This window comes from Lactococcus garvieae subsp. garvieae (assembly GCF_029024465.1).
In the GTDB taxonomy this organism is placed as follows: Bacteria; Bacillota; Bacilli; order Lactobacillales; family Streptococcaceae; genus Lactococcus; species Lactococcus garvieae.
The window spans coordinates 540177-553618 of the sequence record NZ_CP118950.1; the positions used below are offsets into that span (position 1 = coordinate 540177).

At 39.6% G+C, this 13442-nt stretch carries 14 protein-coding genes; 7 read left to right on the forward strand and 7 right to left on the reverse strand.

The features are described from left to right. Position 1 precedes the first annotated feature (1 nt). The 3 genes from PYW30_RS02705 to PYW30_RS02715 all read right to left on the reverse strand — a co-directional run bounded on the left by PYW30_RS02705 (position 2) and on the right by PYW30_RS02715 (position 2281). On the reverse strand, positions 2-805 hold the full coding sequence (locus PYW30_RS02705) for a mannose/fructose/sorbose family PTS transporter subunit IIC (protein WP_004258897.1): 804 nt from the start codon (positions 803-805) through the stop codon (positions 2-4). Positions 806-835: 30 nt separating this feature from the next. Continuing rightward, positions 836-1825, reverse strand: coding sequence for a mannose/fructose/sorbose PTS transporter subunit IIB (locus PYW30_RS02710; RefSeq protein WP_004258895.1), 990 nt, complete (start codon positions 1823-1825; stop codon positions 836-838). A 252-nt stretch (positions 1826-2077) separates the two neighbouring features. Next, positions 2078-2281 carry a ferredoxin gene (locus PYW30_RS02715; RefSeq protein ID WP_004258891.1) on the reverse strand — a complete coding sequence of 68 codons (204 nt, stop codon included), beginning with the start codon at positions 2279-2281 and terminating at the stop codon, positions 2078-2080. 45 nt (positions 2282-2326) lie between these two features. On the opposite strand from PYW30_RS02715, the gene PYW30_RS02720 reads away from it, so the two are divergent. The 4 genes from PYW30_RS02720 to PYW30_RS02735 all read left to right on the forward strand — a co-directional run bounded on the left by PYW30_RS02720 (position 2327) and on the right by PYW30_RS02735 (position 5288). Next, positions 2327-2836 carry an SAG1386/EF1546 family surface-associated protein gene (locus tag PYW30_RS02720; protein WP_004258888.1) on the forward strand — a complete coding sequence of 170 codons (510 nt, stop codon included), beginning with the start codon at positions 2327-2329 and terminating at the stop codon, positions 2834-2836. 30 nt (positions 2837-2866) lie between these two features. Beyond that, positions 2867-3529 carry a (d)CMP kinase gene (gene cmk, locus PYW30_RS02725; RefSeq protein ID WP_004258883.1) on the forward strand — a complete coding sequence of 221 codons (663 nt, stop codon included), beginning with the start codon at positions 2867-2869 and terminating at the stop codon, positions 3527-3529. Between the two features lie 75 nt (positions 3530-3604). Continuing rightward, positions 3605-4129 (forward strand): GNAT family N-acetyltransferase, encoded by a 525-nt coding sequence (locus PYW30_RS02730; protein ID WP_004258880.1) that lies wholly within the window; start codon positions 3605-3607, stop codon positions 4127-4129. A 112-nt stretch (positions 4130-4241) separates the two neighbouring features. After that, positions 4242-5288 (forward strand): VanZ family protein, encoded by a 1047-nt coding sequence (locus PYW30_RS02735; protein ID WP_004258876.1) that lies wholly within the window; start codon positions 4242-4244, stop codon positions 5286-5288. A 49-nt stretch (positions 5289-5337) separates the two neighbouring features. On the opposite strand, the gene PYW30_RS02740 is transcribed toward PYW30_RS02735, so the two are convergent. Continuing rightward, positions 5338-5607 carry a bacteriocin immunity family protein gene (locus PYW30_RS02740; RefSeq protein WP_004258873.1) on the reverse strand — a complete coding sequence of 90 codons (270 nt, stop codon included), beginning with the start codon at positions 5605-5607 and terminating at the stop codon, positions 5338-5340. 59 nt (positions 5608-5666) lie between these two features. On the opposite strand from PYW30_RS02740, the gene msrA reads away from it, so the two are divergent. Next, a complete protein-coding gene (msrA, locus tag PYW30_RS02745; protein ID WP_004258870.1) occupies positions 5667-6209 on the forward strand; it encodes a peptide-methionine (S)-S-oxide reductase MsrA in 543 nt (180 codons plus the stop codon). Positions 6210-6284: 75 nt separating this feature from the next. Next, on the forward strand, positions 6285-7655 hold the full coding sequence (locus tag PYW30_RS02750) for an LCP family protein (RefSeq protein ID WP_004258866.1): 1371 nt from the start codon (positions 6285-6287) through the stop codon (positions 7653-7655). Positions 7656-7696: 41 nt separating this feature from the next. On the opposite strand, the gene PYW30_RS02755 is transcribed toward PYW30_RS02750, so the two are convergent. The 3 genes from PYW30_RS02755 to PYW30_RS02765 all read right to left on the reverse strand — a co-directional run bounded on the left by PYW30_RS02755 (position 7697) and on the right by PYW30_RS02765 (position 11210). Beyond that, positions 7697-8551 (reverse strand): sugar ABC transporter permease, encoded by an 855-nt coding sequence (locus tag PYW30_RS02755; RefSeq protein ID WP_042218836.1) that lies wholly within the window; start codon positions 8549-8551, stop codon positions 7697-7699. Between the two features lies 1 nt (position 8552). After that, positions 8553-9902 (reverse strand): carbohydrate ABC transporter permease, encoded by a 1350-nt coding sequence (locus PYW30_RS02760; protein ID WP_004258859.1) that lies wholly within the window; start codon positions 9900-9902, stop codon positions 8553-8555. Positions 9903-9974: 72 nt separating this feature from the next. Continuing rightward, entirely contained in the window at positions 9975-11210 is a 1236-nt protein-coding gene (locus tag PYW30_RS02765) for an extracellular solute-binding protein (RefSeq protein WP_004258856.1), read from the reverse strand. Between the two features lie 255 nt (positions 11211-11465). On the opposite strand from PYW30_RS02765, the gene PYW30_RS02770 reads away from it, so the two are divergent. Next, positions 11466-13220: a glycoside hydrolase family 13 protein gene (locus PYW30_RS02770; RefSeq protein ID WP_004258850.1), complete on the forward strand. Its 1755-nt coding sequence runs from the start codon at positions 11466-11468 to the stop codon at positions 13218-13220. Positions 13221-13442: the final 222 nt, after the last annotated feature.

Below are 13442 nucleotides of genomic sequence, written 5' to 3' on the forward strand. Positions count from 1 at the left end.
ATTAATAATCGTTGAGAATATCGCCGATTGGGTCACCACTTGAAGAAGCAGTTCCACCGTTACCAGCAGTATTAGAAAGATTGAGGTAGATAAGAGCGATAACAACACCAAGGATACCCATACCAATCAAAGTGATTGAAGAAAGTGGTGCGAGTACAAATCCGAGGAAGAAGAATGGCCATAGCTCTTTAGTTGCCATGAGGTTGATAACCATTGCGTAACCAACAACAACAACCATACCACCACCAACAGCAAGACCTTTAGAAACCCAATCAGGAATTGCGTTCAAAGCAGCAGTTACTGTTTCAGCAGGGATAGCAAGGATGATTGCAGCAGGGATAGCAATACGCAAACCTTGAAGAAGGAGTGCGAACATGTGCCAACCAGCGACACCTGAGTAAGAACCTTTTTCAGCAGCAGCATCAGCTAAGTGAACGATACCAACTGAGAGGAAACGAACCAAAGTAGTAAGTACGAGACCAGCAGTTGCCAACAAGATAGCGGCAGGTACGATAACACCAGTGATGTGTGTCAAGTCAAAGTTACCACCTTGAACCATCAAGATAGCAGAAGCGACAGAAGCAAGTGCAGCGTCAGGTGCGACAGCGGCACCAACGTTAGCCCAACCGAGGGCGATCATTTGCAATGAACCACCCAAGATGATCCCTGCAGCCATGTGACCAGTAGCGATACCGATCAATGAGCAGGCGATAATTGGTTGGTGAAATTGCCATTGGTCCAAGATACCTTCAAGTCCAGCTAAGAACGCGAAGATAAGAACTAAAATGATTGAAATAATACTCATTTTATAAATTTCTCCTAATAATATTTAATTTTACTTAACGTCTGCTTTGTTAATCAAAGCAAACAAGTCAGATTTAGAATCGTTAGGGACTTTACGAACGTCAAATTTAACGCCGAGATCACGTAACTTTTCAAAAGCGGCAACATCATCTTTATTTACAGACAATACTGAGTTAAGCATTGTTTTACCTGTGCTGTGTGCCATAGAACCCACGTTAAGTGTTTCTACAGGTACACCACCTTCAATAGCAGCAAGTGCATCTTGAGGAGTTTCAAACAAGAGAAGGGCTTTAGTTTCACCAAAACGTGGATCTTTAGCAACTTCAATCATTTTCTTGATAGGGACAACGTTGGCTTTAACACCTGGAGGTGCAGCTTGTGTGATAAGTGTTTTACGCATCTCATCTTTGGCAACAGCGTCAGAAACAACGATAATACGGTTTGCTTTTGAATCTGGAGTCCAAGCAGTGGCAACTTGACCGTGGAGAAGACGTGAGTCGATACGTGCAAGATTAATTTTAATCTTACCGTCACCAACAACAGTACCCTCTGGGATAGCAGTAGCGTTTACGCCAGCTTCAGCTGGTGCAGCGCTTTCTTCAGCAGGATTAAGCTCTTCTGGCAATGCTTTGATACCAGCTTTAGCTTCCTTAATAATGTTTGCAGCAACTTGTTCAACACCAGCAGAAGCATCCATCATACGTTCTGTGTAGGCTTGAATAAGCATTGGCAAGTTGAGGCCTGTGATGATAGCTACCTTACGTTCTGGGTTGGCACCCATAACAGCACTTGCTTGGTTAAATGGAGAACCGCTCCACAAGTCAGCAAGGACAAGGACTTCATCTTCAGCATCAAATGTTGCGATAGCGGCTTCGATTTTGGCACGTAAGTCGTCTGGTCCTTCGTTAGGCATGAAAGTGACAGCTTGTACTTTCTCTTGCTCACCGAAGATCATTGAACCAGATTGCTTGATGCCTGCAGCGAATTCGCCGTGGCTCGCAATAACAATTCCGATACTCAATTGAGTAACCTCCTTATAAAATTTTTATATAATATAATTATTACTGTCCTAGTATACTACAAATTGAAAACATTTGCAAAAATTTGTGAAACTGGTTTCATAAATCTGATTTTTTAATTTAAAGAGCGAAAATAAAAACAACTTGTCGGTGAAAAACAAGCTGTATATATAATGAAAATACTTAATTAAAATCACGAAATAGTTAGATAAAGAAGTAATTTTATGTTAAAATAAATAACAGAGTTTAAGGTTTTAAGATTTGGTAATCTTTATCGCAGCTGTTGGGCAATCCTTGGCTGCACTTATTATTTTATCATCAGAAATATATTCTTTTTCCAGTTTATCGGAATTATTAAATTTAACGATACCGTTATCATGGTAATCGAAGACTTCTGGAGCATGTAAATAACAAAGGCCGCATGCAATACAATTTTCTGGTATTATGTTTACTTTCATACAATGATGATAATATAAAAAAATAAAAAAGGAAAGGAAAAAGAAGTGGCAGAAAAAGAACCGTGGGATAAAGAAATCTATAAGGCCATGAAAGCAGATTCCGAAAAAAGTCGTTCGGGCAGCAAGCCAAGAAAAAAACACAATAACAAGTCATTAACTTCACGTGCTTTAACCTTTACTGTCGTGACAATGTTTTTGTTGGTTGGTTTCATGATTGCCTTTATTCTTTGGAATAATCAAACGCAACATAGCGGTGGATTTGCTCAGGAAAATCCAGAAAAAACCGTAGAGCAAACCACGGAGCAACAAACAGAACAGACGACTGAAGAAGTGAAACCAGAAGAAAGTACTGTAGCTCCGCCACCAACTACTGAAGAATCTTCCACTGAAGAGGGAGGAACTTATGTTATTGTAGCTGGAGATGATCCAAGCAAGATATCAGCGAAGACAGGTGTTGCGTGGTCTGTAATTGCAAGTCTTAATAATATCTCAGCAACAGGATACAATGCCGATGGTTCACCAATATCACCTGGGCAAGTATTAAAATTAAAATAAAAAAAAGTATTTACTATATAGGAAAGAAACATGATAAAGTTACAAATTGCTGTTGATGGGCCCGCTTCAAGCGGAAAATCAACTGTCGCTAAAATCGTTGCACAAAATCTTGGGATTATCTATTTAGATACAGGTGCGATGTACCGTGCTGCAACATTAGTTGCCCTCCAAAACAAAACGGAGGATCCTCAAAAAATTATCGATGTGATTAAGAAAAAACCAATTTTCTTTAAAAATACTGCCGACGGACAGCTGGTGTTTTTAGGAACAGAGGATATTACTAAGATTATTCGTACAAACGAAGTAACACAGAATGTTTCCAAAATATCTGCTCTCGCTCCAGTACGGGAATTTTTAGTTGCTGAGCAACAACGTATTGCTGATGAAGGTGGCATTATCATGGATGGGCGTGATATTGGTACGGTTGTCCTACCGCATGCGGATTTGAAGATTTTCCTTGTGGCTTCTGTGGATGAACGAGCAGAGCGACGTTATAAAGAAAATATACAAAAAAATATTCCTACTGATTTGGAAGAACTCAAAGTGGAAATCGCTGAACGTGACCGTAAAGACAGTACCCGAGCGGTTTCACCTCTAAAACAAGCAGAGGATGCTATTTTACTAGACAGTACAGGAAAAACGATTGATCAAGTGGCAGGTTTCATCGAAGAAAAAGCACGAGAACTCTTGTAATCAGTCAAATTTTAAAGCAACAAACGGAGTAAAAGTATTCCGTTTTTTTCTATTCTATAATGAAGGAGATAAAAGTTGGAAATAAGAAGTATTAGGCGAAAAGACTATAAAGAAGTTGAGCAGGTAATTCGTCAATCCTTTAGCTCGTCCGAACACGGTTATGGTAACGAGGCAGAGCTCGTGGAAAAGATTCGGACAGAGCATAGCTATGTTGAGGGTTTAGAAGTTGTCGCCACGGAGGGAGCAAGAATTATTGGTTATGGTTTACTCAGTGAAGTCGAAATTATCAACGCTAAAGAAAGTTTTACAGGACTGGTTCTTGCGCCATTAGCTGTTTTACCGTCTTGGCAAGGTAAAAAAGTAGGAGAAAAATTACTGAAAGAGTTAGAAAAGCGTGCCGTTCAACAAGAATTCCCTTATATAAGTATTCTGGGGCATCCGCAATATTATTCTCGTTTTGGCTATGTCCCTGCTGAAAAATATAAGGTCACAGCGCCATTTGAAGTTCCAGCAGAAGCCTTTATGATTCGTCCTTTACAAGCAGATGCACTAAAAAATGTTTCGGGCTGTATCAAATACGCGCAGGCCTTTGGTGTGTAAACAGAGCATGAGCAGTATTACCGGTATCAATTTCGCCTTAGTTTAAGCTGTCTCACAGTCTCCGTTTATAAATTTTGTTATAATAAAATAAAAAATTTTTAAAAGGATTTCTATGCTTACTTATCTCCATGCTATTCAAATAGGTGTACTGCTCTTCTTTGTTTTTTTCTTGCTGAGCCTTATTCCTTATATGATTGTTCAATACCGTAAATATGGACGTGTAAACCCCTGGCGTTTTATCGTCAATTTTTCTTTTGTCCTCTATATAGTTTGTGCTTATGCGATGACTATTTTTCCTTTGCCGGATGTAGCACAGGTTGCACAGATGGCAGGTCCCAAGCAAAATCTTGTTCCCTTTGAATTTGTACGTCAGTTCATCGCTTACAACCCACTGGTACTTAACGATTCTTCTACATGGATAATGGCCTTGAAAGCACCAAGTTTTATCCAACCCTTTTTTAATCTTCTTTTGACGTTGCCTTTTGGGATATATTTACGTTATCTCTTTAAGCGCAACTTTTCTCAAACCTTAGTGTGGAGTTTCATGCTCACCTTATCATTTGAACTTTTACAGCGTTCGGCCCTTTTTGGTCTTTATCCTCGTCCTTATCGTCTTTTTGATGTAGATGATTTAATGATTAATACGCTAGGAAGTTTGCTTGGCTTTGGGATTGCTTGCCTACTTGTTAAGGTTTTACCAGATTTGGATGCCAAACAAGCTATTCCGGCTCAGATTGGGATGATACGGCGGAGTATTGCCTTTGGCGTAGATTTTGTTTTAGCAAATTTCCTTTCAAACTTTGTGCCTCATTTCTATATAGCAATGCTTATTACTTTTGTGGGGATTCCAGTCCTTTTTGGTGTCACTTTTGGTCAAAAACTTCTTAAGATAAGGATAGGGGGGAGCCGTTGGAAGATTTTAAGTCGGCAACTCTTATCTTTTGTTAATTTTGGGATAGTTGCTCTTTTGTTTTATTTCTTGCAACGCTCAAGCTACATTCCACAAAATGAATTGGGGCAAAATTTCTTAATGATCGTCCTCTCGTTAATTCTTCTTCTGTTGCCTCTATTAGACATTCTCTTTGCCACACTTTCACGTACACGAAAGTTGTGGTATGAACGCTTGAGTCAAACAGAGTTAAGTGCAAAAGAAATTTAAAATAAAAAACGTTAGTCGGACTAACGTTTTTTATTTTAAAGAGGCGTATTTATAAACGATGACCGACACCAGGGCCAAACAAGCGCGAATTGGAGATTTTGTTATAAAACTCGGTTGTCATAGGCGTTAAATTGTAGCGAAGAGCGAGTGGGCGTAATTGAGCCTCTAATTGGGCTAGAGCTTCTTCAAGATTTCCCTGATTTTCAATGCGATTTTTAGCTTCCAATATTAAAGTGCGTTCCCACTCTCGGATATGTTTACTCAAGATTAAATTGTACATTTCATTCAATATTTCAGTTTGATTTAATGGTTTTTTCATAGTTAAATTATAGCATGCAAGCCTTTTCATTGTGCTATAATGTGCTTGGAGGAAGAGCTATGAGTAAAGAAATTGCAATTTTTGCTGGGGGATGTTTCTGGTGTATGGTTGAGCCTTTTGAAACACGTCCAGGTATACTGTCTGTCACCAGCGGTTATACTGGCGGTCATGTTGATGATCCGACATATGATGAAGTATCCGGCAAATATACGGGGCACACTGAAGCTGTGGAGATAATTTTTGAAAATACGGTTATTTCTTACGATGCCTTACTGGAAATTTACTGGAGTCTTATTGATCCCACAGATGGAGAAGGACAATTTTACGATCGTGGCAATAATTATAGACCAGCTATTTATGTTGAAAATGAGGAGCAACGTCAAGCTGCAGAGAAAAGTAAGCTGGAATTGTCGGAGTCGGGACTTTGGGATAAACCTATCATTGTTCCTATAGAAAATGCGCAAACATTTTGGCCAGCTGAAGATTATCACCAAGATTTTTATAAAAAGAATCCTAAAAGATATAAACAGATGCACAAAGCGCGTGAACAGTTTCTGAAAGTGAAGCGCTTCAGAAATAAATTTTTTGGCAAAAAAGGTTAAGAAAAACCCTCTTTTTTGCTGACAATTATAAAAGACTTTTATCAAAAATAAAAATCATGATATAATAGACAGATAATGAAAGATAATAAACAAAAACGTTTTGAATACTTAAGGGCAAATAAAGCTTATTTAAGTGAACGCGAAAAGCAAGAATATTATGAATTAGTAGAAGAAATAGAAGGATGGCAGGCGCTTGAAGAAGAATATGCGGCTGACTTGGAAGAAGAGCGCGCACAGTCTGAAAGTTCTTCTCCTGAGAGACGAAGCAGATCCAGCCGTTCTTTAGATTCAGCACCCGCAGCATTTTTATCCCAACGTGGGAAAAAGAAAGAAAGCCGGCGTGCAGAAGAGAATATTAATGATGAAACATCTGAGGAAACAGCAAGTAAAAAACCAAAGAAAAAGAAAAGATGGATCAAGCGTATTTTCTTTCTCTTAATTGCACTGATCTTGATTATGATTGGTTTCTTCATTTATGGTTATCAGCGAGGGATTAGTCGAGAAGGCGGCGCAATCAAAGCCGAACAATTCAATGGTGCTGCCAATGCTGATGGCTCAGTCAATATCCTTCTATTAGGTGCGGATCAGCGCCCAGGACAAAGCTCAGGCGTGGCGCATTCAGACAGTATTATGGTCTTGAATATTGGCAGGAGCGGCAAAATGCAATTGGTGAGCTTTATGCGTGATACTTTGGTTAACATTCCAGGGGTCGGTGATGCAAGCCAAGGTCCTAATATGAAGCTTAATGCAGCCTTTACGATTGGTGAGCAAAATGAGAATCAAGGTGTTGAACTCGTGCGTCAAACCTTGCAGCAAAATTTTGGTATAAATGCTAAATATTACGCTGTGGTTGATTTCTCAAGTTTTGCAACAGTGATTGACTCGATGTTCCCTGGTGGAGTACAGATTGATGCCAAATTCGCCACAATTAATGGTCAAAAGTTTGACGAAGTCCCGGTACCGGATGATTTAGCGGAAACAGAAGGAATGGCTAAAAACGATAAGCAACTGAGTGCAGAAGAAGCCGCAGCTTTGGGCTATCCTGATGGTGGAGGGATCTTTATGATGATTAAGCAAGGTCCACAACGAATGGATGGACGCACACTTTTGAACTATGCACGTTTCCGCCACGATGATCAAGGAGACTTTGGACGTGTACAACGTCAACAACAAGTGATGCAAACTCTCACATCGAAAGTTAAAAATCCGTTGACACTCTTTACGGGTGCAAGTGCCATGGGTACAGCTCGAGCTGTTACAATGACTAATCTTCCCAACACATTCCTGCTAACAAAAGCTTTACCGGCAATGTTTGGTGGTATAGAAAACACAACCATCCCATCGGACAATGATTGGCAATCTGCCTATGATATGTATGGAGGTTCAGGTATCCTCATTGATATGAATAAGTATAGTGCCAAAGCACAAGAACTTTTAGGACAATAGAAAAAAGCATTCAACTCTAGGTTGAGTGCTTTTTTAGTATGCTATCCTTTATCTGCACCAGCAGTGATTCCTTTAACATAGAATTTTTGCATCACGATGAAGAGAATAGTGATAGGAATGGCGATGATCACACAGCCTGCAACAAATTGGGTAAAGTTTGTTGCGGAGGAACCTCTGGAGTTGGTCATCATATTTTGCAAACCATAGGCAATGGTCCGCGATTTAGGATCGCCTCCCCCTAAGATAACACTCGCAAAAAGGAAATCAAGCCAAGGTGCAATAAAAGCAGTGAGTGAGGTGTAAACAATCATTGGTTTTGACAAAGGCAAGGTAATTTTGGTGAAAATTTGCCATTTGGTTGCACCATCAATTACAGCTGCTTCATCAATTGAAGCAGGTATTGTATCAAGGAAACCTTTAAAGATATAGAAGCCTAAACCAGAGCCGCCTATATAAATTAAAGTCAGTCCAACTAAGTTGGTCATATTGAATGATTTGAGAATGTAATAGAGAGCAATCATTGCCATGATACCTGGGAACATGCCAATGATGAGCGCTAACTGTAGGAAAGGTTTGCGAAATTTGAACCGTAAACGTGACAATACATAAGACATAACAGTAGTAATCAGTGTGTTAACAACTGCACAGATAACAGCAATGACAAACGTGTTGAGGAGCCAATGGCCGTAAGGATAAACCGGGTTATTGAAAATACCAGTAAAATTATCCAGAGTCCACTGTTGGGGAATGAATGTTGAGACAAAACCGGTGTTATTTTTAGAAAAGCTGGTAAGGATAATCCAGACAATTGGAAAAATCCAGATGATTGCAAGTAAGGTCAAGAGTAAGTATCTGAGTACTAGTGAAGCTTGACGTTGGCGTTTATATGATTTCATTTTAGCCCTCCTTAAAAGCGTTTGTACGGCGGTAAGCGAACAATGAAGCTGTAGCTGAGATGATAAAGATAACGATACCAATAGCTGAGGCGATGTTATAACTTGGGATTGACTTCATGGTTAAGCTGTAAAGCCAGGTAATCAATAAGTCAGTGGAACCCGCTTGGAAGTATTCTGCGTTCAGTGGGCCACCACCAGTCAAGAGGAAAATAACGTTGAAGTTATTAATGTTCCCGATAAATTGTTGAATTAAGGCAGGGGTCATAACGAACAAAATTTGAGGGAAAGTAATAGAACGGAAAATATCAAAACTGTTGGCACCATCAATTTTAGCGGCTTCAATCTGATCTGTAGGCAAGTTTTGGATAATGGCTGTTGAAATTAGCATGGAAACAGGAATACCAATCCACATATTAACGCCGATAACAGAAAACTTCGCTAGCAAAGGATCCATTAAAAATGGAATAGGGTGGTCGATAAGGCCAATACTTTGAAGCCAGCTGTTGAGTGGCCCATTGTTGTCCAAGAACATATTCATCATTAAGAGTGAAACAAAAGAAGGAACAGCCATAACAATAACAAAGAGTGTCCGCCAGAAAGCTTTAAATTTAATTCCGGATGATTCAATCAAAAGAGCAAGCAAGACGCCAAAGAAGAAGGTTGTCGCTGTCGCAGCCACAGCCCAAACGAGGGTCCAGCCTAAGACAGGGAAGAAAGTTCCAGCGATGTTCCCTGTCAGAATCTCACCAAATGAAGCAAAACCCGTCCAAGAAAATCCGATGGGATGATCTTGATTAAAATTGGTAAAAGCAATGGTGATCATGAAAAGTAAAGGCGCAATTGTGAAAACTAAAATCCCGAGTAAGGGAATCGCCATCAGTGTGTAATGGAGACGACTGTCTAAAAGTGTTGCCAAATCCTCCATAGTCGTAGGGATATGTTCTCCGTCACGATTCAAGACATAGAGATGACGTGTGGAACGGAGGCTTGTGATATAGATAACTGCAACCATTGCAATGAGCACTAAGGACATGACCCCAAAAAGGAGGATGAGCATGGAGTTATCAGGTTGTTGGGTGACATAAATTTGTCGTGCTTCATCAAAAACGACTTGTTTAGTTTTGACATGTCCAAGACTGCTCAGAAGACTGATGGAGCTAATGCCATTGAAGATAAGCCAGAAAAGGAAGACAATTTCGATGATAAGGAAGCTAAGCCCCTTGAGCCATTGTTTATTTTTTAATTGCGCTAAACCCATGATGAAGAAGCTGAGTTTTGTGAAAATATCACCCTCACGCCATACCTCTTTGTATGTTGCTTCAGGAGATGGTTTAATTTTCTTTTTAAACATATATTTTACCCTTTTGTATATAAAAAAATAAGAGGATTAGGATGAGCCCAATCCCCTTAAGTTAATCAAAAATTATTCAGTAGCTGATGAGATTGATTTTACGAAATTATCAAGTTGTGCTTGGTATTGTGTAGCTGGAGTTTTACCTGTGTAGGCATTTTCGATAAGTGGGGCAGCCAAGTTCCAGAATGTTGCCATTTGTGGCATCTTAGGCATTAATGTATCGTTTTCTACTTGTTTGATTACTGCAAGAGCTACAGGATCTTTTGCAACTTCAGAATCTTTTTGGGCTTCTTTTGAAACTGGGATTGCATTGTTGGCTTTATAAAGTGCCAATTGTGATTCAGTGTTTGATAAATACTGAGCTAAAGCAGAGGCAGCGACAGGATCTTCAGATTGTGAATTCACAGCCAGTGTGCCGACACCGGAGAAGGCTTGCATTTGTTTAGAGCCAGATCCAAAATCAGCAGTTGGTAAGGTTGTTGCACCAAAGTTGTCGCCAAGGATTTCTTTCACTGTGCTACCATCCCATGGGCCATCAAGAATCGCTTGTGTTTTACCAGATTTAAGGTCGGCCAGAAGGGCTGTACCAGATTGTTTAACGCCAGGATTTGCTTTTTGTTGCGCAAACCAAGTCATCGCTTGAACACCCGCTTTAGTATTTGCATCTGTACCGTCAACTGTTTCGCCATCTTTACCGAAGAGCTGTGTTCCATTCGCTAGGAATACAGGATACCAGTTGTATGAGTTTGTAAAATCTGTTCCAATTGGTGTTTCTGCTGTAAAATCTGCCCAATCTTTTGGAGCTTCGCTAAATTTTGCTTTATTATAGTAAACAATATTTGATTGTTCATCTTGTGGATAAGCGTAGAGTTTACCTTTCCAAGAGACAGCATCAACAGCGATAGAGATATCATTTGATTTTACCCAGTCTGTTGCTGATGGCGAAAGAGGATTGATGTAGCCTGCTTCAGCCATGGCCCCCAACTGGTCGTTTGGTACTTTAAAGACATCTGCGGCTTGGCTAGGGTCTTTACTCACATCTTGCTTTGCATTTGCAGAACCATTTGGAGACTGTGTGACAGTAACTTTAATGTTTGGATATTCTTTGTTGAAGTTTTTAATTAAATCTTTATAAGAAGCAACATTTGCTGGATCAACCCAGAGTTTAACTGCACCTTTATGGTCTTTAGCATCTGAAGATGCAGAAGTTGTGCTTCCACTGTCCTTACTATTCCCACAAGCAGCGAGGCTAGCAAGAGCAATCAGAGAAACGCTACTCAGAGCGATTTTTTTCCATGTGTTCATAAAATATTTCCTCCTAATGAAAATAATTATTCTAATTTGTAATTCTATTTTATGCAAACGCTTCCGTTTTGTCAAGTGCAAACTTATTACAATTTGATTACTGTATGTGTTGGTATATACATGTTATAGCTGTATACTATAGAAAGATTTACATTGGTTTTTTATTTTCTAGAAAAAAACATACTGCAAACGGTTGCGCAAAAAGATGAGCTTGTGCTAAAATGAAAAAAACAAGAAAAAAAGAGGTATTTATTCATGAATAAAGCAGCCATTTATCACCGTCCAGAATCAGAATTTGCTTATCTCTATACTGAGGAAACCATTCATATCCGTTTACGTGTGGCACATGACGATATTCAAAGTGTTGCATTGATCTATGGTGACCCTTATATGTTTGTAAAACGGGATGAGGAACCAGAAATGGTTTGGGATTATCAAGAAGTAGAAATGAAGCATGGTTTATCCACAGCAGAAAGTGACTTCTACGTGACAGAGGTTAGTGTTCCGCATAAGCGTATGGACTACTTGTTCGTGATCACGAGCCGTGATGGAGAAAAGGTTGTCTATAGTGACTCTGGTATTCTTCCTTACGAAGTAGAATTACTCACAAAAAAATATGCAGCATTTCGTATGCCTTTCTTCCATGAAGTGGATCGGTTTAAGGCTCCTGATTGGGTTAAAAATACAGTTTGGTATCAAATATTCCCTGAACGATTTGCTAATGGAAACCCAGCGATTAATCCCGTAGGAGTGAAAGAATGGGATCCGACTGAATCTCCTGACCGCCAAGACTTATATGGTGGTGATCTCCAAGGTGTAATCGATCATTTGGACCATCTGACTGACTTAGGCGTGAACGGTATTTACTTTACCCCTGTTTTTCAAGCCTATTCTAATCACAAGTATGATACGGAAGATTATTTAAAAATTGACCAGTATTTTGGTGATTTGGATATTTTTAAGACCTTAGTTAAAGAAGCGCATCAACGTGGAATTAAAGTAATGCTTGACGCGGTCTTTAATCATATTGGTGATACCAGCCCGCAGTGGCAAGACGTTCTTAAGCATCAAGAAAATTCAAAATATGCAGATTGGTTCCATGTTAACGAATGGCCAGCAAGCTATACACCAACCGAGGATTTTGAAGTTTCTGAAACTGCAACTTACGATACATTTGCTTTTACACCACATATGCCGAAATTAAATACTGCCAATCCAGAAGTGCAAGAGTATTTGCTCAATATTGCAGAATACTGGATCAAGGAGTGTGATATTGATGCGTGGCGTTTAGACGTAGCAGACGAAGTCGATCATGCCTTTTGGAAGAAGTTCCGTACGACATGTGATGCAGCGAAGGAAGACTTCTACATTTTAGGAGAAGTTTGGCATTCAGCACAACCTTGGCTTGTTGGTGATGAGTTTTCAGCAGTGATGAACTATGCTTATACCAATGCGATTATTGATACTTTTGTGAAAGAAGATTTAAGTTTAGAACAAATGGTTTCGGCAATTAATGCTCAGCTTATGCTTTACCGTCAACAAACGAATCAAGTTATGTTTAACATCTTAGATTCTCATGACACACCACGTCTTTTAACACAAGCCAAAGGAAGTAAAGATTTAGTAAAACAAGTTCAAGCCTTCATGTATCTCCAGCCCGGTGTGCCATGTATCTATTACGGGGACGAATATGGGCTAGATGGTGGTGCGGATCCAGACTGCCGTAAATGCATGCCTTGGACTGAAGAACATCAAGACTTAGAAATGTTTGCTTTCTTCAAAGCCTTGGTAGCTTTCCGTAAAGAATATGCAGAAACACTTAGTCAATCTGATTTAGAATGGCAGTGTGTTGATGACAGTAAAGGAGTAGTGAAACTGGTACGTGGCGAGCTTAAGGCAGTCTTTAATAAGGGGGCACAGCCGGTCAGTGTTGAAGAGGGAGAAATAGTATTGGCCCACTTAGCTGAAGACAGTCACGTTCAGAAAAACGGCTTTATAATTTATAAATAGTAGAAATTAAACAAGAGTTAGCGATGAAGCAATCGCGCATTCTTCCAAAAGATAGTTCTGCCCAGATATTGCTTTTTATATGGAAAAATTTTGACATAATAGAGAAAAGGCCCCGCAGGTTCGAGTGAGTGGGCACATGGCAACCTCTAGAGTAAATACTTAAGCAGAATAATAGGCAAATGTCTTTCTGACTCTATGAATTGTTTTCGAAGGACTGGCTTT

What these genes read in the sequence shown, in the direction of transcription:
- PYW30_RS02705 (WP_004258897.1), bottom strand. Translation starts at nt 805, where the DNA reads ATGAGTATTATTTCAATCATTTTAGTTCTTATCTTCGCGTTCTTAGCT.
- PYW30_RS02715 (WP_004258891.1), bottom strand. Translation starts at nt 2,281, where the DNA reads ATGAAAGTAAACATAATACCAGAAAATTGTATTGCATGCGGCCTTTGT.
- cmk (WP_004258883.1), top strand. Translation starts at nt 2,867, where the DNA reads ATGATAAAGTTACAAATTGCTGTTGATGGGCCCGCTTCAAGCGGAAAA.
- PYW30_RS02735 (WP_004258876.1), top strand. Translation starts at nt 4,242, where the DNA reads ATGCTTACTTATCTCCATGCTATTCAAATAGGTGTACTGCTCTTCTTT.
- PYW30_RS02740 (WP_004258873.1), bottom strand. Translation starts at nt 5,607, where the DNA reads ATGAAAAAACCATTAAATCAAACTGAAATATTGAATGAAATGTACAAT.
- msrA (WP_004258870.1), top strand. Translation starts at nt 5,667, where the DNA reads ATGAGTAAAGAAATTGCAATTTTTGCTGGGGGATGTTTCTGGTGTATG.
- PYW30_RS02750 (WP_004258866.1), top strand. Translation starts at nt 6,285, where the DNA reads ATGAAAGATAATAAACAAAAACGTTTTGAATACTTAAGGGCAAATAAA.
- PYW30_RS02755 (WP_042218836.1), bottom strand. Translation starts at nt 8,551, where the DNA reads ATGAAATCATATAAACGCCAACGTCAAGCTTCACTAGTACTCAGATAC.
- PYW30_RS02760 (WP_004258859.1), bottom strand. Translation starts at nt 9,902, where the DNA reads ATGTTTAAAAAGAAAATTAAACCATCTCCTGAAGCAACATACAAAGAG.
- PYW30_RS02765 (WP_004258856.1), bottom strand. Translation starts at nt 11,210, where the DNA reads ATGAACACATGGAAAAAAATCGCTCTGAGTAGCGTTTCTCTGATTGCT.
- PYW30_RS02770 (WP_004258850.1), top strand. Translation starts at nt 11,466, where the DNA reads ATGAATAAAGCAGCCATTTATCACCGTCCAGAATCAGAATTTGCTTAT.